The 24,705-nt window shown below is 65.5% G+C and carries 24 protein-coding genes; 13 read left to right on the plus strand and 11 right to left on the minus strand.

Translation table 11 applies throughout. The annotated features are described in order from the left end of the window. Both DZC73_RS13665 and queE read right to left on the minus strand, forming a co-directional pair. A complete protein-coding gene (locus DZC73_RS13665) occupies window positions 1-363 on the minus strand; it encodes a 6-pyruvoyl trahydropterin synthase family protein (protein ID WP_124540863.1) in 363 nt (120 codons plus the stop codon). Then, on the minus strand, window positions 363-998 hold the full coding sequence (queE, locus tag DZC73_RS13670) for a 7-carboxy-7-deazaguanine synthase (protein WP_124540864.1): 636 nt from the start codon (window positions 996-998) through the stop codon (window positions 363-365). Before queE ends, DZC73_RS13665 begins: the two co-directional genes overlap by 1 nt. A gap of 212 nt (window positions 999-1,210) precedes the next feature. Between queE and DZC73_RS13675 the strand changes: the two genes are divergently transcribed. Continuing rightward, window positions 1,211-1,804, plus strand: coding sequence for a chalcone isomerase family protein (locus tag DZC73_RS13675; protein WP_124540865.1), 594 nt, complete (start codon window positions 1,211-1,213; stop codon window positions 1,802-1,804). Window positions 1,805-1,841: 37 nt separating this feature from the next. Here the strand turns inward: DZC73_RS13675 and DZC73_RS13680 are convergent, their stop codons facing one another. The 6 genes from DZC73_RS13680 to rpmH form a co-directional block, all read right to left on the minus strand. Continuing rightward, window positions 1,842-2,309: a cyclic nucleotide-binding domain-containing protein gene (locus DZC73_RS13680; protein WP_124540866.1), complete on the minus strand. Its 468-nt coding sequence runs from the start codon at window positions 2,307-2,309 to the stop codon at window positions 1,842-1,844. Between the two features lie 160 nt (window positions 2,310-2,469). Next, on the minus strand, window positions 2,470-3,855 hold the full coding sequence (gene mnmE, locus DZC73_RS13685) for a tRNA uridine-5-carboxymethylaminomethyl(34) synthesis GTPase MnmE (RefSeq protein WP_124540867.1): 1,386 nt from the start codon (window positions 3,853-3,855) through the stop codon (window positions 2,470-2,472). A 237-nt stretch (window positions 3,856-4,092) separates the two neighbouring features. After that, entirely contained in the window at window positions 4,093-5,811 is a 1,719-nt protein-coding gene (gene yidC, locus DZC73_RS13690; protein ID WP_124540868.1) for a membrane protein insertase YidC, read from the minus strand. Continuing rightward, window positions 5,808-6,137: a membrane protein insertion efficiency factor YidD gene (gene yidD / locus DZC73_RS13695; RefSeq protein ID WP_124540869.1), complete on the minus strand. Its 330-nt coding sequence runs from the start codon at window positions 6,135-6,137 to the stop codon at window positions 5,808-5,810. The genes yidC and yidD overlap by 4 nt, the downstream gene beginning before the upstream one ends. Before the next feature lie 7 nt (window positions 6,138-6,144). Next, on the minus strand, window positions 6,145-6,750 hold the full coding sequence (locus DZC73_RS13700; RefSeq protein ID WP_124540870.1) for a ribonuclease P protein component: 606 nt from the start codon (window positions 6,748-6,750) through the stop codon (window positions 6,145-6,147). After that, a complete protein-coding gene (gene rpmH / locus DZC73_RS13705; RefSeq protein WP_007834827.1) occupies window positions 6,689-6,823 on the minus strand; it encodes a 50S ribosomal protein L34 in 135 nt (44 codons plus the stop codon). The genes DZC73_RS13700 and rpmH overlap by 62 nt, the downstream gene beginning before the upstream one ends. A 260-nt stretch (window positions 6,824-7,083) precedes the next feature. Here rpmH and dnaA point away from each other — a divergent pair, with 260 nt between their 5' ends. The 4 genes from dnaA to DZC73_RS13725 all read left to right on the plus strand — a co-directional run bounded on the left by dnaA (window position 7,084) and on the right by DZC73_RS13725 (window position 13,894). Then, the gene (gene dnaA / locus DZC73_RS13710; RefSeq protein ID WP_124540871.1) at window positions 7,084-8,535 is read left to right on the plus strand and encodes a chromosomal replication initiator protein DnaA; all 1,452 of its coding nucleotides are present in this window, start codon (window positions 7,084-7,086) and stop codon (window positions 8,533-8,535) included. A gap of 244 nt (window positions 8,536-8,779) precedes the next feature. Next, window positions 8,780-9,886 (plus strand): DNA polymerase III subunit beta, encoded by a 1,107-nt coding sequence (gene dnaN / locus DZC73_RS13715; protein WP_124540872.1) that lies wholly within the window; start codon window positions 8,780-8,782, stop codon window positions 9,884-9,886. Window positions 9,887-9,994: 108 nt separating this feature from the next. Beyond that, complete coding sequence (gene gyrB / locus DZC73_RS13720) at window positions 9,995-12,517, plus strand: DNA topoisomerase (ATP-hydrolyzing) subunit B (protein WP_124540873.1); 2,523 nt, start codon at window positions 9,995-9,997, stop codon at window positions 12,515-12,517. Window positions 12,518-12,520: 3 nt separating this feature from the next. Beyond that, window positions 12,521-13,894, plus strand: a complete 1,374-nt coding sequence (locus DZC73_RS13725; RefSeq protein ID WP_124540874.1) for a DUF2314 domain-containing protein — start codon at window positions 12,521-12,523, stop codon at window positions 13,892-13,894. Between the two features lie 19 nt (window positions 13,895-13,913). Here the strand turns inward: DZC73_RS13725 and DZC73_RS13730 are convergent, their stop codons facing one another. After that, entirely contained in the window at window positions 13,914-14,813 is a 900-nt protein-coding gene (locus tag DZC73_RS13730) for a LysR family transcriptional regulator (RefSeq protein WP_124540875.1), read from the minus strand. A gap of 101 nt (window positions 14,814-14,914) precedes the next feature. Between DZC73_RS13730 and DZC73_RS13735 the strand changes: the two genes are divergently transcribed. Then, the gene (locus DZC73_RS13735; protein ID WP_124540876.1) at window positions 14,915-16,021 is read left to right on the plus strand and encodes an aldo/keto reductase; all 1,107 of its coding nucleotides are present in this window, start codon (window positions 14,915-14,917) and stop codon (window positions 16,019-16,021) included. 24 nt (window positions 16,022-16,045) lie between these two features. On the opposite strand, the gene DZC73_RS13740 is transcribed toward DZC73_RS13735, so the two are convergent. Beyond that, window positions 16,046-16,228 carry a hypothetical protein gene (locus DZC73_RS13740; protein WP_124540877.1) on the minus strand — a complete coding sequence of 61 codons (183 nt, stop codon included), beginning with the start codon at window positions 16,226-16,228 and terminating at the stop codon, window positions 16,046-16,048. A gap of 197 nt (window positions 16,229-16,425) precedes the next feature. Next, window positions 16,426-17,724 (minus strand): MFS transporter, encoded by a 1,299-nt coding sequence (locus DZC73_RS13745; RefSeq protein WP_235835119.1) that lies wholly within the window; start codon window positions 17,722-17,724, stop codon window positions 16,426-16,428. Window positions 17,725-17,898: 174 nt separating this feature from the next. On the opposite strand from DZC73_RS13745, the gene cyoA reads away from it, so the two are divergent. Genes cyoA through DZC73_RS13780 form a run of 7 tightly spaced genes read left to right on the plus strand, consistent with a single transcriptional unit; the run spans window position 17,899 to window position 24,694 of the window. After that, window positions 17,899-18,981 (plus strand): ubiquinol oxidase subunit II, encoded by a 1,083-nt coding sequence (gene cyoA, locus DZC73_RS13750; protein ID WP_124540879.1) that lies wholly within the window; start codon window positions 17,899-17,901, stop codon window positions 18,979-18,981. Between the two features lie 54 nt (window positions 18,982-19,035). Then, window positions 19,036-21,036 (plus strand): cytochrome o ubiquinol oxidase subunit I, encoded by a 2,001-nt coding sequence (gene cyoB, locus DZC73_RS13755; RefSeq protein ID WP_124540880.1) that lies wholly within the window; start codon window positions 19,036-19,038, stop codon window positions 21,034-21,036. A gap of 19 nt (window positions 21,037-21,055) precedes the next feature. Continuing rightward, complete coding sequence (cyoC, locus tag DZC73_RS13760) at window positions 21,056-21,679, plus strand: cytochrome o ubiquinol oxidase subunit III (protein ID WP_124540881.1); 624 nt, start codon at window positions 21,056-21,058, stop codon at window positions 21,677-21,679. Then, the gene (cyoD, locus tag DZC73_RS13765; RefSeq protein ID WP_124540882.1) at window positions 21,676-22,065 is read left to right on the plus strand and encodes a cytochrome o ubiquinol oxidase subunit IV; all 390 of its coding nucleotides are present in this window, start codon (window positions 21,676-21,678) and stop codon (window positions 22,063-22,065) included. The genes cyoC and cyoD overlap by 4 nt, the downstream gene beginning before the upstream one ends. Window positions 22,066-22,067: 2 nt before the next feature. Next, window positions 22,068-22,844: an SURF1 family protein gene (locus DZC73_RS13770; protein WP_124540883.1), complete on the plus strand. Its 777-nt coding sequence runs from the start codon at window positions 22,068-22,070 to the stop codon at window positions 22,842-22,844. Continuing rightward, window positions 22,825-24,168: an ATP-binding protein gene (locus DZC73_RS13775; protein ID WP_235835120.1), complete on the plus strand. Its 1,344-nt coding sequence runs from the start codon at window positions 22,825-22,827 to the stop codon at window positions 24,166-24,168. The genes DZC73_RS13770 and DZC73_RS13775 overlap by 20 nt, the downstream gene beginning before the upstream one ends. Beyond that, on the plus strand, window positions 24,158-24,694 hold the full coding sequence (locus DZC73_RS13780; RefSeq protein ID WP_124540884.1) for a response regulator transcription factor: 537 nt from the start codon (window positions 24,158-24,160) through the stop codon (window positions 24,692-24,694). The genes DZC73_RS13775 and DZC73_RS13780 overlap by 11 nt, the downstream gene beginning before the upstream one ends. The last annotated feature ends 11 nt before the right edge of the window (window positions 24,695-24,705 follow it).

The raw sequence follows: 24,705 nt of genomic DNA on the forward strand, positions 1-24,705 counted from the left end.
TCAGCCGACGATCAGCTTGCAGGAATCACCTGTGGCGCGCCACACCTTCACCGAGGCCAGCAGCGGCAGCGGCGCGCGCAGTTTCTCGGCGATGAAGGCGCACAGCCCTTCCAGCGTGGGCTTGGTCAACCCGGCCACCTCGTCCAGCAGGTGATGGTCGAGCATCTCCTGCACGACCGCCAGCTCGCGGCGGAAGAAGCCCAGGTCCATCAGCATGCCGCTGGCGGCGTCGGGCACGCCGCGCAGCGTGACTTCGGCGTGGTAGGTGTGGCCGTGGATGCGCTTGCTCGACGCGGCGTCGATCTCGCGCACCAGCGTGTGGGCCGCCTCGAAGTGGAAGGTTTGGGAGAGCTCGTAAACCATCAGCGGATCCCGATGACCTTGTGGGTCTGCACGCTCAGGCGCCAGCGCGGATCGCGCAGGCACTGGGCAATGGCCCATTGCGTGTTGGCCGACGCCTGCGGGCCGTCCATGGGTTGAAGAAAGAAGTGCTCGAAGTCGAGCATGGCGAGTTCATCGAGCGACAGCTCGGGCTGCGGCACCACCACCTTGAGCTCCTGCCCGCGTGTCTGCTTGAGCGGCGCACCGGCCTTGGGACTGATGCACAGCCAGTCGATGCCCGAAGGCGCGGCGATGGTGCCGTTGCTTTCCACGGCGATCTCGAAGCCCTGGGCGTGCATGGCGTCGATCAATGCCGCGTCCAGCTGCAACAGCGGCTCGCCGCCGGTGAACACCACCAGCTTGCGGCCCGCCACGCCGGCGGGCCAGCGCGAGTGGATCGACGACGCCAGCGACACCGCATCGGCGAAGCGCCCGCCATCGGGCCCATCCGTGCCCACGAAGTCGGTGTCGCAGAACCTGCATACCGCCGTCGCCCGGTCTTCTTCCCGCCCGCTCCACAGGTTGCAGCCCGCAAAACGGCAGAACACCGCCGGGCGACCGGCATTCGCGCCTTCGCCTTGCAGGGTGTAGAAGATTTCCTTGACCTGGTAGGTCATCGATGAGTCGCTGGAAGGAGGCCCGGCTGGAAAGCCTGGGCCAATGGGCCGGCCGGAGAACCCGCGGCCGCGTCAGGTGCGGCACGTAGGCCGAAGGGCCGTGATTTTACCGATTCGGGTTTACTCTGACGCTGAATGTGCTCAATGCACACGTGAGGGGGTTCACGTCGCCAGTACGATGGCAACGATTCCGAGAACAGTTGGGAGAACCCATGCTTCGCCTGCGCACCGCCCTTGCTTCCATCGCCTTCGCCTGCGCGGCAGCTGCCGCCACCCCGGCAGTGATGGCCGCCCAGACCACCACCAAGTTCGAGCCCACCGCCGACGTGCGCGGCACGAAGCTTGAACTGAACGGCGCCGGCACCCGCTACAAGGCGATCTTCAAGGTGTACGACATGGGGCTGTACACCACGAAGAAGGTCAGCACGCCGGCTGAACTGCTGGCCCTGCCCGGGCCCAAGCGGCTGTATTTCGTGGCGCTGCGGGAGCTTCCCGGCACCGACCTGGGCCGCCTGTTCGTCAAGGGTCTGTCGGAGAACTCGCCCAGGGAAGTGGTGCAGAAGCACGCCCTGTCGACCACCCGGTTCATCGAGATCTTCTCGGGCAAGTCCAAGATGATGCCCGGCGAGAGCTTCGCGATGGAATTCACCCCCGGCAAGGGCACGCAGTTCTTCATCACCGGCCAGGCCCAGGGCGAGCCCGTGGGCGATGACGAATTCTTCAGCATGGTGCTGAAGATCTGGGTGGGTGAATCGCCCGCCGACCGCGGGCTGAAGGACGCGCTGCTGGGCAACGACAAGAACTGAAGCCGGGGCCCGTCCGGGCCGCCGGCGGGTGCGGCCTTCAGGTGAACGGGACTTGCCGCACCATGTTGTTGCGCATGCGCATGGACATCACGCCACCGGCCGCGCGAAGCAGTTCGAGCGCCAGCGCCGGCGAACGCGCCGCCAGCTCTTCCAGGCGCGGCCCGCGCAGCGCCCACACCGCGCAAGGCGTCATCGCCTCGACGTTGGCCATGCGAGGGCCATCGCCGAACAGGCCCGGCTCGCCCACCACCGAGCCGGCACGCAGGATGGCGATGCGGTTGCTGCCCGGAGGCCCGCCGGTCACGAAGACCTGCAGCGAACCCTGCCCGAGGAAATACATCGTGCGGTCGGTGTCGCCCTGCTTGATGAGCAAGTCGCCGGCTCGGATGTCGTGGCGAGTGAGATAAGGAGAGATCACTCGCCATTGGTCCAGCGTCAACCGCGGCCTGAATGCATCTTCCGCATTCAGGGTCTGGATGGCATGCACCAGGTCATTGAATTCCATGTGGAAGCTCCGAAGCGACGTCAGCCCCGCCTCGTTGTAGTTGTGCGCCGATTATGGTTCGCCGCGCGAACACCCACAATCGCCCGAGTCGAGGGGCAAGCCCCATTGGTCCACGAATGGGTACCGTCTGTCGTGCCCTTTGTCACGACTGGCGCATCCCTCACTTCCCGATACAAAAGCGGCTGAAGATTTCGCCGAGCAGGTCGTCGGCACTGAATTCGCCGGTGATCTCGCCCAGCGCCGCCTGCGCCAGGCGCAGTTCCTCGGCCAGGATGTCCAGTGCCGGGTCGGGGCTGGTGGCCTGCGCATCGGCCAGCGCCAGGTGCTCACGGGTGCGCCGCAGGGCATCGACATGGCGGGTGCGGGCGATGAACAGGCCTTCGGGGCTGGCGTGCCAGCCGGCCAGTTCCAGCAGCTTGCGGCGCAGTTCATCCAGCCCGGCACCGGTCTTGGCGGACAGCGCGATGCCATGGGCCCGAGCGACCTGCGCTGCATCGGATTTGTTCAGCACATGCACCAACCGGTCGCCACTGGAGAGCGCCGCCGGCAATCGCGCAACGATGTCGGCTTCGCCCGCGTCGTAGTCCGCCTCGCCCATGCGCGTGAGGTCGTGCAGGAAAAGCAGCGCATCCGCACCCTCGATCTCTGCCCAGGTGCGCGCGATGCCGATGCGCTCCACCTCGTCGGTGGCCGCGTGCTCGCCGCGGATGCCGGCGGTGTCGATGACGTGCACCGGCACACCCTGGATCTGGATGGTCTGGCTCACCTTGTCGCGCGTGGTGCCGGCGATCGGCGTCACGATGGCCAGCTCGGCACCGGCCAGCGCATTGAGCAGCGAGCTCTTGCCCACGTTGGGCTGCCCGGCGATGACGACCTTGATGCCTTCGCGCAGCAGTGCGCCTTGCCGGGCGCGGTCGAGCACGGCGTCCAGCTGCGCGGTGATGCGCGTGAGCTGCCCACGGGCATCGGCCTTTTCGAGGAAGTCGATCTCTTCCTCGGGAAAGTCCAGCGTCGCTTCCACCAGCATGCGCAAATGGATGAGCTGGTCGCGCAGGGTGTGGATCTCGCGCGAGAAGTCGCCGCTCAACGAGCGCGTCGCCGAGCGCGCCGCCGCCTCGGTGCTGGCATCGATGAGGTCGATCACCGCCTCGGCCTGGGCCAGGTCGAGCTTGTCGTTGAGGTAGGCCCGTTCGGTGAATTCGCCCGGCTCGGCCACCCGCAGGCCGATGCCGCGGCCGGCCTCCAGGCAGCGCGCCAGCAGAAGTTGCAGCACCACCGGGCCGCCATGGGCCTGGAGTTCGAGCACCTCTTCGCCCGTGTAGGAATGCGGTGCAGGGAAATGGATGGCGATGCCCTGGTCGATGGAGGTGGCGCCGTCGCTGTCGAGGAAAGGCAGGTAGGTCGCGTGGCGCGGCATCAGCCTCTTGCCGCACAGCGCCCGGATGACGACGCCCAAATCCTTGCCCGACGCGCGCACGATGCCCACGGCACCGCGCCCGGGCGCAGTGGCGACGGCAACGATGGGGTCGTGGTGGCGCGGCAGCATGGGCGGGATTGTCGCCGCAGGTGCCAGGGTGGGATGGCGCGGGGGGAGGCCGAGGTCGACGTCCGTGACCGTCGGCGCTCCAGAGCCGGACTGCCATGTGTCCGCGCGCAGCGGGAATGCTGCGCCGGGCAATGGCAGGCCGGGTCAGCCCCGCATTGATCGATTGTGGAAGTTATCGACCCGGCCGGGGAGCCGCTTGAACCGCAGCGCGAATCGCGCGTGCGAAGTTCACGAGGCTCAGGTGTTGAGCACGCCCATGCGCTTGTTGATCACGTACTGCTGCGCGATGGACAGGATGTTGTTCGTCAGCCAGTACAGCACCAGGCCGGCCGGGAAGAAGAAGAACATCACCGAGAACGCCAGCGGCATGAACCACATCATGCGGGCCTGGACGGGATCGGGCGGCTTCGCGCCGAGCGCCACCTGCACCAGGCTGGTGGCCGTCATCAGGATCGGCAGGATGAAGTACGGATCCTTCAGCGAGAGGTCATGGATCCAGCCCAGCCAGGGCGCGCCGCGCATCTCCACCGTGGACAGCAGCACCCAGTACAGCGAGATGAAGAAGGGCATCTGCACGAAGATGGGCAGACAGCCGCCAATGGGGTTGACCTTCTCCTCGCGGTAGATGCGCATCATCTCCTGCTGCATCTGCTGCGGCTTGTCCTTGTAGCGCTCGCGCAGCTCCATCACCTTGGGGTTGATGGCCTTCATCTTGGCCATGGAGCGATAGGCGCTGGCGTTGAGCCAGTAGAAGGCGATCTTCAGCAACACCACCAGTGCGACGATGGCCCAGCCCCAGTTGCCCAGGATCTTGTGCAATTGCGTCAGCAGCCAGAACAGCGGCTCGGCGAGGATCTTCAGCACGCCGTAGTCCTTGACCAGCTGCAGGCCGGGGGCGATTTCCGAGAGCTTGTTCTCTTCCTGCGGACCGGCGAACAGCACCGAGTCGAAGGTGAAGTTCGCGCCGGGGGCCAGCGTGGGCACCGGGAACAGGATGGCCGCGGTGTAGATGCGGTGGCCGTACAGGTTCTCGGCCGCATCGATCGCGCGCACCCGGAACTCGCGCGCGCCCTGGGCCTTGTGCACCCAGGCGCTGGCGAAGTAGTGCTGCACCATCGCGACCCAGCCGTTGTCGGCGTTGAGCGTGGTGGGCGCCTTGTCCACGTCCTTGAACTCGAGCTTCTTGAACTTGGTTTCTTCGTTGTAGACCGCCGGACCGGTGAAGGTGCTGTAGAAGGCCGAGCCGCCCGGGCCGGGGACGCTGTCGCGGGTGAGCTGCAGGTACAGCTGCTGGGCCGGAAGGGCCGCGGTTCCCACGTTGCGCAGTTCGTGCTTCACATCCACGGTGTAGACGCCACGGTGGAACACGAAGGTCTTCACCAGCTTCTGGCCGCCTTGCTCAGCAGATTCAAAGCTGACGGACAGGTCGTTCACGCCTTGCTTGAGCGTTCGCTCGCCCGGCACGACGGCCATGGGGCTCAGGTGGTTGGGAGCGCCCGCCACGCCCAGCACGCCGGTCTCCGCCACGTAGACACGCTGCGACGTGCTGTCGAACAGCACGACGTTGCGCGCGGGCGCTTCTTGCGTCGACGCCTTGCCAACCAGCGCCAGCAGCGGCTCATACCACGGCTTCTCGATCTGCTCGGGCGTGTTCAGCAGCTCCAGGTGCACCAGCGTGCCGCCGCGCGAATCGAAGGTGGCCTTGACCACGTCGGTCACGACCTCGACCTTTTCGGACGCGACCGAGGGGATCACGCCTGATGCGCTCGCGGCGACGGCCGTGGCGGCAGCACCAGCCCCGCCCGATGCGCCATGCGCCGGTGCGCTGGCCGCCGTCTTGGGTGCTGCCGGATGCAGCAGCGAGGGCCGTCCGTTCTGCACGTTCCAGGCTTCGAACAGCAGGAACAGGGAAACCAGAAAGACGCCCCAGAGCAGGGTGCGGCGCATGTCGGTCATGGCGTGTTCTTTTCGCGGGAGATGGGGGAAGGATGGTGCCGGCCGGACGTGTCGCCCAGCAGTCGGCTGAAAAGCGGATAGGGCTTCTCGGGGACCGGATCATGCCCGCCGTTGCACCAGGGGTGGCAACGCAGGATGCGTCCGGCCGTGAGCAGCGTGCCGGCCACCGCGCCGTGGCGCTGCAGGGCCTGCATGGAATAGGCAGAACAGGTCGGCTCGAAGCGGCAGGCCGAGCCCAGCCAGGGACTCAGGAAGAACCGGTAGCCGCGCACCAGCAGCAGCAGTGCGTCGCGTGGTGCGTCGGTGACCCGCCGGAGGATGCTCATGGTCGCCTCAAGTGCGGGCGCCGCGCCGGACTGCAATGGCCATGAGCTCATCGAGCTCACCGCGGGCCGCACAACGCAAGGCATCGGAGGCCGCGCTGGGAAAGTCCTTGACCGCGAATGGCGAACGCAATCGCACGACCCACAAACCGGCGGGAAGACCCGTGCCGCCCTGGGACTGGCGCTGCACAGCGGCCCGGATCTGCCGTTTCAGCAGCGTGCGGGTGACGGACCGCTTGGCGTAGCGCTTGGGAACGACAACGCCCATCCATGCACCCTGCAGGGGCGGGACGGGCGGTGTTGAAGATGCGTCACCCGGGGCGTCATCCACAGCTGGTTTTCCAACAGGCGCTCCGCCTGTGGATAACTCAGTGGACAGCCTGTGGGTGGACGGCTTGCGCGGCTGGCTCGGGCGGTCTTGGACGTGATGAACGGCGAAATGCGCGCTGCGCGCCCGGCTGGGCGCTGACAGCACGCGTTCGAAGTCGACGGAACGCACGATGCGACCGATCACGACGCAGGCCCCGGTTGCGCAGGGCGTGGCGCGGTCGCGATCAGACGGCGAGGCGCTTGCGGCCCTTGGCGCGGCGGGCGTTGATGACGGCACGGCCGCCACGGGTCTTCATGCGGACGAGGAAGCCGTGGGTGCGGGCACGACGGACTTTGGAGGCTTGGTAGGTACGCTTCATGATTGGCTTTCCTGCTGGGGATTCCGTTGGAGGGTCCCGACAGGCTCTTGCGCGGCATGCTGGCTCTGATGGAGCAGCACAGGGCAAGCATTCGGGAAACCCACTATTACACCAAAAACCCCCTTCAAAGTCAAAGACTTGGACGGCAGGATGCGGCTTGCCAAGGGTCTTGACCCCCTCGCGAAAACTGTGGATAACCGCGTTCCTGGCCGACTCGGGGGACGTACAATCCGGCCGCTCCAAAGAGAGTTTTCCACAACATGACCGCAGACCTCTGGCAACGCGGATGCGAGCGACTCGCCGCCGAATTGCCCGAACAACAATTCAATACCTGGATCCGTCCACTGCCCGCTGCCGATGTGGCCGACAGCGAAGCAGGCGATGCGGTGGTGACGCTGCGCGTGCCCAACCGCTTCAAGCTCGACTGGATCCGCAACCAGTACGCCGGCCGCATCGAGGCCCTGCTGACCGAGATCGCCGGCAAGCCGGTGCGCCTGGAAATCGCACTGGCCCAGCGCGAGCCGGAGCAGCGGCTTGCCGTCAACGGCGTCGGCTCGGTCATCTCCATCAATTCACGCCCGCAGGCGCTGTCGCAGGTGCTCAGCGGCCAGGCGACGAACGGCAACGGCCATCCTGCCTCGCTGTCGGTGGTGCCTTCCACGCCCCCGAGTCCGACACAGCGGGCTCTGGCCACCAACCGGCTCAACACCAACCTCACCTTCGACACCCTCGTGCCGGGCCGCGCCAACCAGATGGCGCGCACCGCCGCGCTGCACGTGGCCGGTGCCCCGGGGCAGATGTACAACCCCCTCTTCATCTACGGCGGTGTCGGCCTGGGCAAGACGCACCTCATCCATGCCGTGGGCAATGCGCTGCTGGCCGACAAGCCCGATGCGCGCATCCTCTATCTGCATGCCGAGCAGTTCATCACCGATGTGGTGAAGAACTACCAGCGCAAGACCTTCGACGAGCTCAAGGCCAAGTACCACTCGCTGGACCTGCTGCTCATCGACGACGTGCAGTTCTTCGCCGGCAAGGAGCGCACGCAGGAGGAGTTCTTCAACGCCTTCGAAGCGCTGCTGGCCAAGCGGGCGCACATCATCATGACCAGCGACACCTACCCCAAGGGGCTGGTGGACATCGACGAGCGGCTCACCTCGCGCTTCGACGCCGGCCTGACGGTGGCCATCGAGCCGCCGGAGCTGGAGATGCGCGTGGCCATCCTGATGCGCAAGGCCGACGCCGAGGGGGCGACCATGCCCGAAGACGTGGCCTTCTTCGTGGCCAAGAACGTGCGGGCCAACGTGCGTGAGCTGGAAGGCGCGCTGCGCAAGATCCTCGCGTACTCGCGCTTCAGCCACAAGGACATCAACATCCAGCTCGCCCGCGAGGCGCTGAAGGACCTGCTGTCCATCCAGAACCGCCAGGTCGGCGTGGAGAACATCCAGAAGACGGTGGCCGACTTCTACAAGATCAAGGTGGCCGACATGTACTCCAAGAAGCGGCCGGCGAGCATCGCACGGCCGCGGCAGATCGCCATGTACCTGGCCAAGGAAATGACGCAGAAGAGCCTGCCCGAGATCGGCGAACTCTTCGGCGGACGCGACCACACGACGGTGCTGCATGCCGTGCGCAAGATCGCGGCCGAGCGCCAGAAGAACACCGAACTCAACCAGCAACTGCACGTGCTTGAACAGACGCTCAAGGGCTGAGCCAAGCTCCATCACAATGCGAGCTGACGCGTCAAGGAACAAGGGTGGGGACAACTTTTGAACAAGCTGCCAGATGTCCACAGGCCAAGGATGGTCGAAGAAGTTGTTGTGCCCCCGTCCCGCTGTTTCCGCCCACCGCCCCACAGGGTTGACCGCAACCTAAATGATTGATGGATCAGGAGAAAATGGCGTTCTCCACAGAAGCTGTTCACTCCTACTAGAACGACTAATTTAAGAGGCTGACATGATTGTCTTGAAGGCAGCGCAAGAAAAACTGTTGAACACCTTGCAAGCAGTGGCGGGCATCGTCGAGCGCCGTCACACACTGCCCATCCTGGCCAACGTGCTGATCCGCAAGACGGGCGGCCAGATCGAGCTCACGACCTCCGACCTGGAGATCCAGGTCCGCACGACGGCCGAGTTCGACGGCGACCCCAGCAACTTCGCCACCACCGTCGGTGCACGCAAGCTGATCGACATCCTGCGTGCCCTGCCCTCGGACCAGGCTGTCAGCCTCAGCGCCAACCAGAACAAGCTGACCCTGCAAGGCGGCAAGAGCCGCTTCACGCTGCAGACGCTGCCCAGCGACGACTTCCCGCTGGTGCAGGAAGCCGCCGACTTCGGCCCGATGTTCAGCGTGCCGCAGAAGACGCTCAAGCTGCTCATCAACCAGGTGCACTTCGCGATGGCGGTGCACGACATCCGCTACTACCTCAACGGCATCCTCTTCGTGGCCGAGGGCAAGAGCCTCACGCTGGTGGCCACCGATGGCCACCGCCTGGCGCTCGCGCAAGCCACGCTGGATGTCGAGATCCCGAAGCAGGAAGTGATCCTTCCGCGCAAGACCGTGCTCGAGCTTCAGCGCCTGCTCAAGGACGAGGACACGCCCATCGAGATGCGCTTCGCCGGCAACCAGGCCAAGTTCGGATTCAGCGGCATGGAGTTCGTGACCAAGCTCGTGGAAGGCAAGTTCCCCGACTACAACCGCGTGATTCCGAAGAACCACAAGAACCACGTGACGCTCGGCCGCGCGCCGCTCCTGTCGAGCCTGCAGCGCGCCGCCATCCTGACCAGCGAGAAGTTCAAGGGCGTGCGCGTGAACATCGAGCCGGGCGTGCTGCGCATTGCGTCGAGCAATGCCGAGCAGGAAGAGGCGAAGGAAGAACTCGAGATCGACTACAACGGCGACACCATCGAGATCGGGTTCAACGTGACCTACCTGATGGACGCGCTGGCCAACATGAGCCAGGAGATGATCAAGATCGAACTGCAGGACACCAACTCCAGTGCCTTGATCACCGTGCCCGAACAGGCCGGCTTCAAGTACGTGGTGATGCCCATGCGCATCTGATTCCGGGGCCACCGGCCCCACAGCGCCAAGCGGGCTTCGGCCCGCTTGGGCTTTTCAAAAGGGAACCCGTTCCGATGGGCGCGGGCCCCAGACCGACGTTGAACGAGCATGACTGACACCTCCAACATCCCCAGCGACGAGAACAAGCCCGCCGTCCCGGCCAGCGATGCCTACGGCGAGGGCTCCATCCAGATCCTCGAAGGCCTCGAAGCGGTGCGCAAGCGCCCGGGCATGTACATCGGCGACACCTCCGACGGCACGGGCTTGCACCACCTGGTGTTCGAGGTCGTGGACAACTCCATCGACGAGGCACTGGCAGGGCATTGCGACGACATCGTCGTGACCATCCACACTGACAACTCGATCTCCGTCATCGACAACGGCCGCGGCATTCCCACCGGCGTGAAGATGGACGACAAGCACGAGCCCAAGCGCAGTGCCGCCGAGATCGCGCTGACCGAGCTGCATGCCGGTGGCAAGTTCAACCAGAACAGCTACAAGGTGTCGGGCGGCCTGCACGGCGTGGGCGTGTCGTGCGTGAACGCGCTGAGCAAATGGCTGCGCCTGACGGTGCGCCGCGAGGGCAAGACGCATTTCATCGAATTCCGCAAGGGCTTCCCGCAGGACCGCGTGCTGGAGATGCGCGACGGCTTCGAGGTGAGCCCGATGAAGATCATCGGCGAGACCGAGAAGCGCGGCACCGAGGTGCACTTCCTGCCCGACGAAGAGATCTTCACCAACGTCGACTTCCACTACGACATCCTGAGCAAGCGGCTGCGCGAGCTGAGCTTCCTCAACAACGGCGTGAAGATCCGCCTGATCGACGAGCGCAACAACAAGGAAGACAACTTCGCCTTCGCCGGCGGCGTGAAGGGCTTCGTCGAGTTCATCAACACCGGCAAGCGCACGCTGCACCCCAACGTGTTCCACGCCACCGGCGAGAAGAACAGCGACCAGGGCACGACCATCACCAGCGAAGTGGCGATGCAGTGGAACGACGGCTTCAGTGAGAGCGTGCTGTGCTTCACCAACAACATCCCGCAGCGTGACGGCGGCACCCACCTCACCGGCCTGCGCGCGGCGATGACGCGGGTCATCAACAAGTACATCGAGGACAACGAGCTGGCCAAGAAGGCCAAGGTCGAAGTCACCGGCGACGACATGCGCGAAGGCCTGTGCTGCGTGCTGAGCGTGAAGGTGCCCGAGCCGAAGTTCAGCAGCCAGACCAAGGACAAACTGGTCTCCAGCGAAGTGCGCGGCCCGGTGGAAGACGTGGTGAGCAAGGCGCTGACCGACTACCTGCTGGAGAACCCGGCGGACGCGAAGATCATCTGCGGCAAGATCGTCGACGCAGCGCGTGCGCGTGAGGCTGCGCGCAAGGCCCGCGAGATGACGCGCCGCAAGGGCGTGCTCGACGGCATGGGCCTGCCCGGCAAGCTGGCCGACTGCCAGGAGAAGGACCCGGCGCTGTGCGAGATCTACATCGTGGAGGGCGACTCCGCAGGTGGCTCTGCCAAGCAGGGCCGCGACCGGAAGTTCCAGGCCATCCTGCCGCTGCGCGGCAAGATCCTGAACGTGGAGAAGGCGCGCTTCGAGAAGCTGCTGACGAGCAATGAAATCCTGACGCTCATCACCGCGCTGGGCACGGGCATCGGCAAGGGATCGGGCGGCGACGACTTCAACGTCGACAAGCTGCGCTACCACCGCATCATCATCATGACCGACGCGGACGTGGACGGCGCGCACATCCGCACACTGCTGCTGACCTTCTTCTACCGCCAGATGCCGGAGCTGGTGGAGCGTGGCCACATCTACATCGCCCAGCCGCCGCTGTACAAGGTGAAGCTTGGCAAGGAAGAGCAGTACCTGAAGGACGCGCACGAGCTGGACGGCTACCTGCTGCGCGTGGCGCTGAAGGATGCGAAGCTGGAGACCGGCGTGTCCGGCGCCGCCGTGCTGCAAGGCGATGCGCTGGAGGCGCTGGCGCGGCAATACGTGCTGGCCAACAACGTGGTCGAGCGCCTGAGCAACTGGATGGACGTGGAAGCGCTGCGTGCCATGGCCAACGGCCTGGAGGTGAACCTCGACACGCTGGAAGCTGCCGAGACTTCAGCCGCTGCGATGAAGGCCGCGCTGCACAACGCCGAGGTGACGGCCGAGTTCGACGCACGCATGGACAAGCACATCCTGCGCATCAGCCGCATGCACCACGGCAACGTGAAGAGCAGCGTGATCAGCGCGGACTTCGTGCATGGTGCCGACTACGAAGCGCTGAGCACCGCGGGCAAGACCTTCAAGGGCCTGGTGAGCGCGGATGCGGTCGTCAAGCGCGGCGAAGGCGAGAAGCAGAAGGATGCGAAGGTTGGTGACTTCCGGCAGGCGATGGCCTGGCTGCTGACTCAGGCTGAATCGGCTGTCGGCCGTCAGCGCTACAAGGGGCTGGGCGAGATGAATCCCGAGCAGTTGTGGGAGACCACGATGGACCCGAACGTGCGCCGTCTGCTGAGGGTGCAGATCGATGACGCGATCGAGGCGGATCGGGTGTTCACGATGCTGATGGGGGATGAGGTAGAGCCGCGGCGCGATTTCATCGAATCCAATGCCCTCAGGGCAGCGAACATCGACGTGTAAGTGATGGGCCAAGTCCTCCGCCGGGCCTTGGCCTTGATTGGCCTGGTCTGGTGTCTGCTGTCCCTGAACAACTTGGTGCTGGCGGGCCCTGGGTCTCCCGTCGCTTCTGGCCCGCTGGCAGCCGGCTCGATCAAATACCAGTTCGCCATCTACTACATCGGTACGCCTTCCCAAGCGCCGATGACGGTGTTTCGTTCCCAGCTCAAGTTGACGCCGAATGCCCCATCGGTGGTCACGACGATCCCTGACGAACCAACCGCGGCCTTGGTTCGAGCCAAGCTCGACGATTCGGTGCAGGAACACTATGCGCCGCCAAGCCTGGAGATGCTTCATTATTTCGGACGCGGCCTCACGCGTGAGCAGGCCGTGGCGATGCAAGCAGCGCGGCACGCGTTGATCCTCGACTTTGCACATCCTCGGTCGATGTCATCCTCGTCATACCGGCTTTCGCTTCAGCTGACGGAGCAGGTTGCCCGTGCAACCGGTGGATTGGTGTGGGACGAGGAGACACGCGAGGTGTTCACGGTTGACGAGTGGCACAAGCGCCGGCTCGACAGCTGGGAAGGCGAGACCCCTGACGTGTTGAAGCACACCGTCATCCATGCCTACAAGGGGGACAAACTGGTTCGGGCGATCACGTTGGGCATGGCCAAGTTCGGGCTTCCTGATGTGGTGGTCAGCGACTTTCCATGGTCGTCCAACAGGTCCATGGGCAATTTGATCAACCTGTTGGCCCAGGCCATGGTCGAAGGCGCGAGCGTCGGCTCGAAAGGGTTCTACGACCTGGATATTCGCTCCATCAAGCATGCCTCCGTGCGCCAATCCCAGATGACCACGCTCAAGGCCGGCAGCGAAGCCTTGGCTCATCTGGTGCTGGTCGAAGGCACTCCAGAGGATGGCGATCCTCGCAATCGCCTGGTCGAGATTCGATTCGACCGAGCTACAGGCCCTGATCGATATGCCAAGCAAGAGTTCTTGCTCGGCTCCTTGTTCGGGACTGAAGACTCTGTGGCCTACGTCAAGCACTCCGAGGAGTTGCTTGCCGTCAGCAGGGCCGCCAAGGCCAGGTTGCCTGCGCTCAGGGAAGCCTTAAACAACGGGCTTCAGCCCGGGGAACACCTCCTCGTCAAAGCGCCATTCAAGACGCCTGATGGCGGGCAAGAGTGGATGTGGGTTGAGGTGACAGCCTGGGAAGGCGAAGTCATCCGTGGTCTGCTGAAGAATGAGCCGGTCCAGATCCCGTCGCTTCACGCAGGCCAGATGGTCAAGGTGAATCAGCAGGAGGTGTTCGACTACCTGCGCCGGGACGGCAAGGGGCGCGAAGAGGGCAACGAGACCTCCAAGATTCTTCAGCGCATGCAAGACGCCAAGCGATAACGTTTGGTGCTCGGGCGGGTCAGTCCGCAGCTTCCATCGCGCAGTGCCCCATGAACGCCCGAAGCGAAGCAGGCAGTTGCCTGCGACTGGGATAGTAGAAATGGAATCCCGGTTGCACATGCCAGGCGGAACTCAGCACGGGCACCAGGCGGCCCGATTTCAGCGCCTGGGCGACTTCGCGCTCGAAGGTGTAGGCAATGCCGATGCCCTCCATTGCAGCCTGCGACATGCTCATGCTGTCGCTGACGGTTAGCGGGCCGTCCACTTCCGCTTCGACCAAACGCCCCTTGCGCCGAAGCTCCCAGCGGTACATGGCACCGCTGGCAGGAAAACGGTAGCGGATGCAGTCGTGGTGCTTGAGGTCCTCGATGGTGCTGGGCAGGCCCTTGCGCTTGACGTAGGCCGGTGAGGCCACGAGGCAGGTCCGCTCGCTGCGGGTCAGCGGCACGGCCACCATGTCGCGCTGAACCGATTCGCCCAGGCGAATGCCGGCGTCGTATCCACCCGCCGCGATGTCGACGAAGCCATCGTTGAGCGTCAACTCGATGCGAACTGCCGGATGTTTGGCGAGGAAGCTCGCAAGTGGCTTCTTCAACAGCATGTGATAGACCACCTGCGGGGCGTTGATGCGCAGCTGTCCGCTCAATCCGTCGCGATACGGTTCCAGCTCGGTGCTTGCCGACAGCAGCTCGTCCACTGCCGGCCCCACCCGTCCCAAGTAGCGCTCACCGGCGTCGGTCAGTCCCACGCTTCGCGTCGTGCGATGCAGCAGCCGCACCCCCAGCTTCTCCTCAAGCTGCTTCACCGCCTGGCTCACGGCCGGCGGCGTCACCTCCAACGCCGCGGCCGCAGCCGTGAAGCTGCGCTTATTCGCCACCATCACGAACGCCACCAGCCCATCCAGCTGCGTCAGTTTCATTACAAAGCCATGCTTATCACTTCGTGAAGATTATGGCGATTTATCTTCCCAACGCCACTGCGCACACTCCCTCCCATCGTCAACCGCACTGGGAGCATCGAATGAGCCAGAACACCGCCTACTACACCCTCGGCCGCACCGGCCTGCGCGTCAGCCGCCTGTCGCTGGGCGTGATGACCTTCGGCACCGAATGGGGCTGGGGCTCCGACAAATCCGCCGCCCGCCGCATCTTCGACAGCTACGTCGAGCACGGTGGCAACTTCATCGACACCGCCGACGTCTACACCAACGGCACCAGCGAAACCTGGCTGGGCGAGTTCGTGAAGGAACGCGGCCTGCGCGACCAGCTCGTCATCGCGAGCAAGTACACCTTCAACCTGGGCGACAAGAATGCCAACGGCGGCGGCAACGGCCGCAAGAACCTGATGCGTGCGGTCGAAGGCTCGCTCAAGCGCCTGAACACCGACTACCTCGACCTCTACTACCTGCACGCCTGGGACCAGGTCACGCCCGTGGAGGAAGTGATGCGCACCATGGACGACCTCGTGCGCAGCGGCAAGGTCCGCCACGTGGGCCTGTCCGATGTGCCGGCCTGGTACGCCGCCCGCGCGCAGACGCTGGCCGAATGGCGCGGCTACGAACCGGTGTCCGCGCTGCAGCTGCAGTACTCGCTGGTGGAGCGCAACCTGGAGCACGAGCACGCACGGGTCGCCACTGAACTGGGCATGGGCATCACCGTGTGGAGCCCGCTGGCCAGCGGGCTGCTCTCAGGCCGCTACCGCAAGGACGCCAAGCCCGACGGCCGCCTAGCCGCCATGCAGGGCAACGGCAACCCGGCCTTCCAGCACCTCACCGAGCGCAACTGGCGCATCGTCGAAGCGCTGGAGGACGTGGCGAACGAGGTGGACCGGCCGATGGCGCAGGTGGCGCTGAACTGGGTGGCGAACCGCCCGGGCGTGGCGAGTGTGATCGTCGGTGCGAGCAAGCCCGAGCAGCTGGATGTGAACCTGAAGGCGCTGGACTTCACGCTGCCGCCGGCACTCGTCCAGCGACTGGACGAAGCCAGCGCCGCGCCCGTGCCCTTTCCGTACTACTTCTTCACCAACGCCATGCAGGGAATGATGTACGGCGGCGCCACCGTGGGCGACAAGCCGGCGGGCTACACCGCCCCCGTGCTCATCAGCGGCACGGGCAGCGGGGTGGAGTGAACCTGGAAGGAACCGGCTGGCCGTTCAGGCTGGCCGGAAATACCGCGCTTCCAGCGTCTTGGCATTGGTCAGGTGCAGCCTGACCATCAGCCGCTCCATCCAGGTCAGCGGCTGGATGCGGCCATCCGGCAGCGCCAGCACGGGCCCGAGGATGGGCTCGTCTTCGATCTTGGACTCCTGGTACTCGCGGGCCTGGGGTGCGTTCATGGCGAAAGCTCCTCGCGTGAAAGAGTGACTGGAACCGATGCGATGACGCCACATGGCGTAACCATGTGTAGTTTATGGTGGCTTCCAGTCAGCCGGGCACTTGTTACCTAGGGACTCCCGACGGCTTGAATGGGTATCCGAACATCGCATGAAAAAAGGCCGCCTCGTGGCGGCCTTTGGACATCGGCAAACCGGCGTCAGTCGCGCACGGCGGACATCATGGCCTTGTTCACCCGCAGCGCCAGCAGCGTGCACACCACGCCCGACAGCAGGTACAGGCTCACCGCCACCAAGCCGAACTTCGCGGACAGTCCCAGCGCGACCAGCGGGGCAAAGGCCGCGCCGATCAGCCAGGCCAGGTCCGCCGTCAGCGCGGCACCGGTGTAGCGGAAGTGCGGCAGGAAGTTGGAGGTGACCGAGCCGGCCGATTGCCCGTAGGACAGGCCCAGGAGCACGAAGCCGATGAGGATGTAGGCGTTCTCGCCTGCATCGCCGCCGCTGCCCAGCAGCCACGGCGCCACGATGCTGAACACGCCGATCAGCACCGCCACGGTGCCCAGCGTGCGGCGCCGGCCGATCTTGTCGGCGACCAGGCCCGACACCAGCATGGCCACCGCGCCCAGCACCGCCCCGAACAGCTCCACCGACAGGAACTGCCCGATCTCCTGCTGCGAGTAGAGGTTGATCCACGACAGCGGGAACACGGTCACCAGGTGGAACAGCGCGTAGCTGGCCAGCGCGGCGAAGGCGCCGATGAAGACGTTGGAGCCTTGCTGCGAGAACAGCTCGCCCACGTTGCAGGGGTCGAGCTCGTGCTCGTCCATCTGCTTCTCGTACTCATGCGTCACCACCAGCCGCAAGCGCGCGAACAGCGCCACGACGTTGATGGCGAAGGCGGCGAAGAAGGGATAGCGCCAGCCCCAGGTGAGGAAGTCCTCACTTGAAAGATTGCCCCACAGGTAGGCAAAGATGCCGCACGCCACGAAGAAGCCCAGCGGTGCACCGAGTTGGCCGAGCATGGCGTACCAGCCGCGGCGCTTTTCCGGGGCGTTGAGGGCCAGCAGCGACGGCAGGCCGTCCCACGAACCGCCGGTGGCCAGCCCCTGGCCGATGCGTGCCAGCGTCAGCAGCACGACGGCCAGCACGCCGGCACTGGCGTAGCCGGGCAGCAGGGCCATGCCCACGGTGGAGGTGCCCAGCAGGAAGAGGGCGACGGTCAGCTTGGTGCTGCGGCCGAAATGGTCCTGGATCTTCATGCCCACCAGCGTGCCGATGGGGCGCACCACGAAGGCCAGCGCCAGCAGCGCGAAGGCGTAAAGCGTGCCGTGCAGCTTGTCCACGAACGGGAAGAACACCGCCGGAAAGACCAGCACGGACGCGATGCCGTACGTGAAGAAGTCGAAATATTCGGAAGCTCTGCCTATAACGACACCAACGGCAATGTCGCCGGGCGCGACGCTTGCTGCGTCGTCGCGCGGGTCCTGGGCGGTGGGCATGGAGGCAGCGGAATGGGCGGGATGGAGAGCGTGGGTTCCAGAGGTCATGGGCAGTTACTTCGGGCTGCCAGGCGCGGGGCCTGGGACAAAATGTCCAATCGTTGACTTGGGTCAATGAAGATACATTCCGCCCAAAAGCGCAAGCCTCGTTTTCCCGCGCGCTCGGAAACCCGGATGTATCCTCCTCGCCCCCTTCGAACTCTCGCGGCACTGGCCGGGCTGACCAGCCTGGGCCTGCTGGCCGGCTGTGACCTGGTGGTGATGAAGCCGCATGGCGACATCGCCGCCCAGCAATCGCAGCTCATCGTCACCTCCACCTTGCTGATGCTGCTGATCATCATTCCGGTGATCGCGCTGACGCTGCTGTTTGCCTGGCGGTATCGCCAATCCAACACGCAGGCAAGCTACGAGCCCGACTGGGACCACTCGACCCGCCTCGAACTCGTGATCTGGGGCGCGCCGCTGCTCATCATCATCGCCCTGGGCGCGATCACCTGGATCAGCACCCACAAGCTGGACCCGTACCGCCCGCTGGATCGCATCGACGCCACCCGGCCGATCGCCAAGAGCAGCGCCGAGGCCAAACCCCTGGTGGTGCAGGTCGTGGCCCTGGACTGGAAGTGGCTGTTCCTCTACCCGGAGCAGGGCATCGCCACCGTCAACGAACTCGCCGCGCCGGTGGACCGGCCCATCGAGTTCCACATCACCTCCTCCACGGTGATGAACGCCTTCTACATCCCCGAGCTGGCCGGCATGATCTACGCGATGCCGGGCATGGAGACCAAGCTGCATGCGGTCATCAACAAGCCGGGCGAGTACGCCGGCCTGTCGGCCAACTACAGCGGCGCGGGCTTCTCGAACATGCGCTTCACCTTCCATGGCCTGTCGAACGACGACTTCGCCAAGTGGGTCGAGGCCAACAAGTCCAAGGGCGACCCGCTCACGCGCGATGCCTTCCTGAAGCTGGAACAGCCCAGCGAACGCGAGCCGGTGCGCCGCTACGCCAAGGTCGACGGCGGCCTCTGGGGCGCCATCCTCAACCGCTGTGTCGATGGCAAGAAGATGTGCGTGAGCCAGATGGCCGCCATCGACGCCGCCGGCGGCCTGGGCAAGGGCGGCGTGTCCGGCCTGATGAGCCAGCCCTGGAAGACTGAGGACGGCACGACGAAGCAACGCACCGTGGTGGCCGCGCTGTGCACGCCCACCAACCCGACCGGCGAGCCGCTGCCCGCGAGCAGCGAAGCCCGGCAGCCCTGATGTGAACCGGCCCGGCCGCATTCCGCACCGGGCCCTTGAACGACGAGACCGACGATGTCCAACGATCTCAGCCACCTCCTCCTGGGGCGACTCAGCTGGGAAGCCATTCCCTATCACGAGCCCATCCTCCTTGCCACCTTCGCGGCCGTGGCGCTGGGCGGCTTGGGGCTGCTGGCGCTGCTCACCAAGTTCAAGCTGTGGGGTCCGCTGTGGCGCGACTGGGTCTGCAGCATCGACCACAAGAAGATCGGCATCATGTACATCGCGCTGGGCATCGTGATGCTGCTGCGCGGCTTCGCCGACGCGATCATGATGCGCGCCCACCAGGCCATGGCCTTCGGCGACAACCCGGGCTTCCTGCCGCCGCACCACTACGACCAGATCTTCACCGCCCACGGCGTGATCATGATCTTCTTCGTGGCCATGCCGCTGGTCACTGGCTTCATGAACTACGTGGTGCCGCTGCAGATCGGCGCACGTGACGTGGCCTTCCCGTTCCTGAACAACTTCAGCTTCTGGATGACCGCCGGCGGCGCGGGCCTGGTGATGGTCTCGCTGTTCGTGGGCGAGTTCGCACGCACCGGCTGGCTGGCCTACCCGCCGCTGTCGGGCCTCATGGCCAGCCCCGACGTGGGGGTGGACTACTACCTGTGGTCATTGCAGGTGGCGGGCATCGGCACCACGCTGTCGGGCATCAACCTCATCGCCACCATCATCAAGATGCGCGCGCCCGGCATGACGATGATGAAGATGCCGGTGTTCACCTGGACCTCGCTGTGCACCAACGTGCTGATCGTCGCGACCTTCCCGGTGCTGGCCGCCACGCTGGCCCTGCTCACCGCTGACCGCTACCTGGGCACCGCCTTCTTCACGAACGACCTGGGCGGCAACGCCATGCTGTACGTGAACCTCATCTGGATCTGGGGCCACCCGGAGGTCTACATCCTCGTGCTGCCGGTGTTCGGCATCTTCTCGGAAGTGGTGTCGACCTTCAGCCGCAAGAAGCTCTTCGGCTACGCGTCGATGGTGTACGCCACCGTGGTGATCACCATCTTGTCGTACCTGGTGTGGCTGCATCACTTCTTCACCATGGGCTCGGGCGCGAGCGTGAACTCCTTCTTCGGGATCACGACGATGATCATCTCGATCCCGACCGGCGCGAAGATCTTCAACTGGCTGTTCACCATGTACCGCGGCCGCATCCAGTTCACGGTGCCCATGCTGTGGACGGTGGGCTTCATGGTCACCTTCGTGATCGGCGGCATGACCGGCGTGCTGCTGGCCGTGCCGGCGGCGGACTTCGTGCTGCACAACAGCCTCTTCCTCATCGCGCACTTCCACAACGTGATCATCGGCGGCGTGGTGTTCGGCATCTTCGCGGGCATCAACTACTGGTTCCCCAAGGCCTTCGGCTACAAGCTCGACGAGTTCTGGGGCAAGTGCTCGTTCTGGTTCTGGCTGACCGGCTTCTGGGTCGCGTTCACGCCGCTGTACGTGCTGGGCCTGATGGGCGTGACGCGCCGCGTGAGCCACTTCGAGGACCCGTCGCTGCAGATCTGGTTCGTCATCGCCGCCTTCGGCGCGGTGCTGGTGGCGCTGGGCATCGCGAGCTTCCTCATCCAGCTGGCGGTGAGCTTCATGCGCCGCGAGCAGCTGCGCGACGTGACCGGCGACCCGTGGGAAGGCCGCACGCTGGAATGGTCCACCGCCTCGCCGCCGCCGGACTACAACTTCGCCTTCACGCCCATCGTTCATGAGCAGGATGCGTGGCACGACATGAAGAAGCGCGGCGCGGGCCGCCCGACCAGCGGCTTCAGGCGCATCCACATGCCCAGGAACACGGGCGCCGGTTTCATCATCGCCATGCTCGCCACGGCCTGCGGCTTCGCGCTGATCTGGCACATGTGGATCCCGGTGGCGGTGCTGTTCGCGGCCACGGTGCTCGCGGCCATCGTCCACACCTTCAACTACGACCGCGACTTCCACATCGAGGCGGATGCCGTCACGCGCAGTGAAGACGTCCGCACCGCGGCCCTGGCTGCACCTGCAGCCTGACCCGCCCGAGAGTTCGACCATGAGTTCCACCACCCTCGCGACCCCCGGCGCAGCGCCGGTCTTCTACGACAACGGTGACCACCACCCCGAGCAGGGCACGCTGCTGGGCTTCTGGCTCTACCTGATGAGCGACTGCCTGGTGTTCGCCGTGCTGTTCGCGGTGTACGCCGTGCTGGGCCGAAGCTACGCGGCCGGCCCCTCGGGCGCTGATTTGTTCGAGCTGCCGCTGGTGGCCACCAACACCGCGCTGCTGCTGTTCTCGTCGATCACCTATGGCTTTGCCATGATCTCGATGCAGCACGGCAAGAAGGGCGGCGTGCTGGCGTGGCTCGCCATCACCGGCCTGTTCGGCCTGGGCTTCCTGTCGATCGAAATCTGGGAGTTCGCGCACCTCATCCACGAAGGCGCCGGCCCGCAGCGCAGCGCCTTCCTGTCATCGTTCTTCACGCTGGTGGGCACGCACGGCCTGCACGTCACCTTCGGCACCATCTGGCTGGTGACGCTGATGGTGCAGGTCAACAAGCTGGGCCTGACCACGCCGAACAAGCGCCGCCTGGTGTGCCTGTCGATGTTCTGGCACTTCCTGGACGTCGTGTGGATCGGCGTGTTCACGTTTGTCTACCTGATGGGAGTGTTGCCATGAGCGCAGACCACAACCACGATCACTCGCACGACGACCACCACGACGACATCGGCTACCACGCCACCGTCAAGGGCTACGTCATCGGCTTCCTGCTGTCAGTGGTGCTCACCGCCATTCCGTTCTGGCTGGTGATGGGCAAGGTGCTGCCCACGCCGCGCCTCACCGCCTTCGTCATCCTCGCGTTCGCCGCGGTGCAGATGGTGGTGCACATGATCTATTTCCTCCACCTGAACGCGAAGGTGGAAGGTGGTTGGTCGCTGCTGGCGCTGACCTTCACTGGCGCGCTGGTGATCATCATGCTGGCCGGCTCCATCTGGGTGATGTTCCACATGAACGCCAACATGATGCCCATGGCCGATCCGCAGGTCATGCGCAACATGCCCTGACCATGGACGAGGACCCTGCGCGCTCGCCCCGTCCGCCCCGCGCCTTGTCGGCGCTGGTGGGGCTGGCTGCGCTGGTGTTCCTGGTGCTGATGGCGCTGGGCGTGTGGCAGATTCACCGCCTGGCCTGGAAGGAAGACCTGATCGACCGGGTGCAGCGGCATGTGAATGCCGCACCCGTGGCCGTACCGGCCCAGCCGGCGTGGAACTCGCTGACCCGCGAGAACCATGAATACTTGCGAGTCGAAGTGCGCGGCGAATACGACTTCACCCGCGAAGCGCTGGTGCAGGCCACCACCGAACTCGGGGCCGGCCACTGGGTGCTGACACCCCTGCGCGGCGCCGACGGCTTCACCGTGCTCGTCAACCGTGGCTTCGTGCCCACCGGCCTGCCCAACAGCCGCTGGACCATGCCCGCCGGCGAGCAGCGCGTGGTGGGCCTGCTGCGCTTCACCGAACCGGACGGCAGCATCCTTCGCGCCAACGACGTGGCGCACGACCGCTGGTACTCGCGCGACGTGGCGGCCATCGCCGGCTCGCGCCGCATCGCGGGGCCGGTGGCGCCCTACTTCGTCGATGCGGTGGCCGACGCCGCCACGCTGCAGGCCTGGCCGCGCCCGGGCCTCACGGTGCTGCGCTTCAGCAACAATCACCTGGTCTACGCCCTCACCTGGTTCGCGCTGGCCGCCATGGTCGCCAGCGCCATCGTCTACCTGGTGATGGACGAGCGACGCTTGCGACGCCTTGCCGGAGACCACCAACTTGCCGCTGCCCACCACTGATCTGACGGAGCGTCCGCCGCTGAGCGAAGTGGGTGCGGCGCCCGAGCGGCTGGCCGGCAGCAGGAATCTGGTCCAGCTCATCCAGATGCGCTGGCTGGCGGTGGCGGGGCAGCTGCTCACCATCCTGGCGGTGCACTTCCTGCTGGGCGTGTCGCTGCCGCTGGTGGAGATGCTCACGCTGCTGGCGGTGCTGGCGCTGTTCAACCTGGCGAGCTGGATGCGCAACCGCCTGGCGCTGCCGGTGAGCAACGGCGAACTCTTCGCCGCGCTGCTGGTGGACGTGGCGGTGCTGTCCGGGCAGCTCTTCTTCGCCGGCGGGGTCAGCAACCCCTTCATCTACCTCTACCTGCTGCAGGTCGCGGTGGGTTCGGTGCTGCTCAAGCCGCGCTACATCTGGGCCATCGTGGTGGTGACCAGCCTGTGCTTTGTGGCGCTCACACAGTGGCATCGGCCCTTGCCGGCGCCGGGGATGATGAGCCCGTCCATGTCCGCGCAGTACATCGGCGGCCTGCTCGTCTGCTTCGTGCTCAACGCCTCGCTGCTGGTGATCTTCATCGGCCGAATCGGCCGCAACCTGCGCCAGCGCGACGCGAGCCTGGCCGACCTGCGGCAGCGTGCAGCGGAAGAAGAGCACATCGTGCGCATGGGCCTGCTGGCCTCGGGCGCGGCGCACGAGCTGGGCACGCCGCTGGCGACGCTGTCGGTCATCCTCGGCGACTGGGCACGCATGGCGCCCTTCGCGGCCGAGCCGGAGCTGCGCGAGGAGATCGAGGAGATGCAGGTGCAGTTGAAGCGCTGCAAGAGCATCGTCAGCGGCATCCTGCTGTCGGCCGGCGAGGCGCGCGGCGAGGCGCCCGAAGAAACGACGCTGCACGACTTCCTCGATGACCTCGTGGACGAGTGGCGCACCACGCGGCCCGTGACCTCGCTGCACTACAAGCGCGACGACGTGCCCGACGTGCCCATCATTTCCGACTCCGCGCTCAAGCAGATGATCGGCAACGTGCTGGACAACGCACTGGAGGCCGCGCCCAAGTCGCCGCTGTGGCTGACGGTGGATTGCGACGAGGACACGCTGACCCTGCACGTGCTCGACAACGGCCCGGGCTTCGCGCCGCAGATGCTGGAGCAGTTCGGCAAGCCCTACCAGTCCAGCAAGGGCAAGCCCGGCGGCGGGCTGGGGCTGTTCCTGTCGGTGAATGTGGCGCGCACGCTGGGCGGGCGCATCGAGGCGCGCAACCGCATGGAGGGCGGCGCCGAAGTCATCATCACGCTGCCGCTGGCAACGCTGATGCCGCCAGAATGGGCACCCCATGGAGCCTGAACGCCAGCTGCTCATCGTCGAGGACGACGACGCCTTCGCCCGCACGCTCACGCGCTCGTTCGAGCGGCGCGGGTACGTCGTGCTGCGCGCGAGCAGCCTGGAGGAGGTGAAGGCCGTGCTGGCACAGCACCAGCCGGGCTATGCGGTGGTGGACCTGAAGCTGGCTGGCGACGCGTCCGGGCTGACCTGCGTGCAGCACCTGCATGCCTTCGACGAGCAGATGATGATCGTGGTGCTGACGGGCTACGCGAGCATCGCCACTGCGGTGGAAGCGATCAAGCTGGGTGCGCGGCACTACCTGGCCAAGCCGGCGAACACCGATGACATCGAGGCCGCGTTCGCCCGCGAACAGGGCGATGCCGACGTGGAGCTGACGCAGCGCTCCACCAGCATCAAGACGCTGGAGTGGGAGCGCATCCACGAGACGCTGGCGGAGACGGGCTTCAACATCTCCGAGACGGCGCGGCGCCTGGGCATGCACCGGCGAACGCTGGCGCGCAAGCTGGAGAAGCAGCGGGTGAAGTGAAGATGGATACC

Source organism: Rhizobacter terrae, from assembly GCF_003852895.1.
GTDB classification, from domain to species: domain Bacteria; phylum Pseudomonadota; class Gammaproteobacteria; order Burkholderiales; family Burkholderiaceae_C; genus Albitalea; species Albitalea terrae.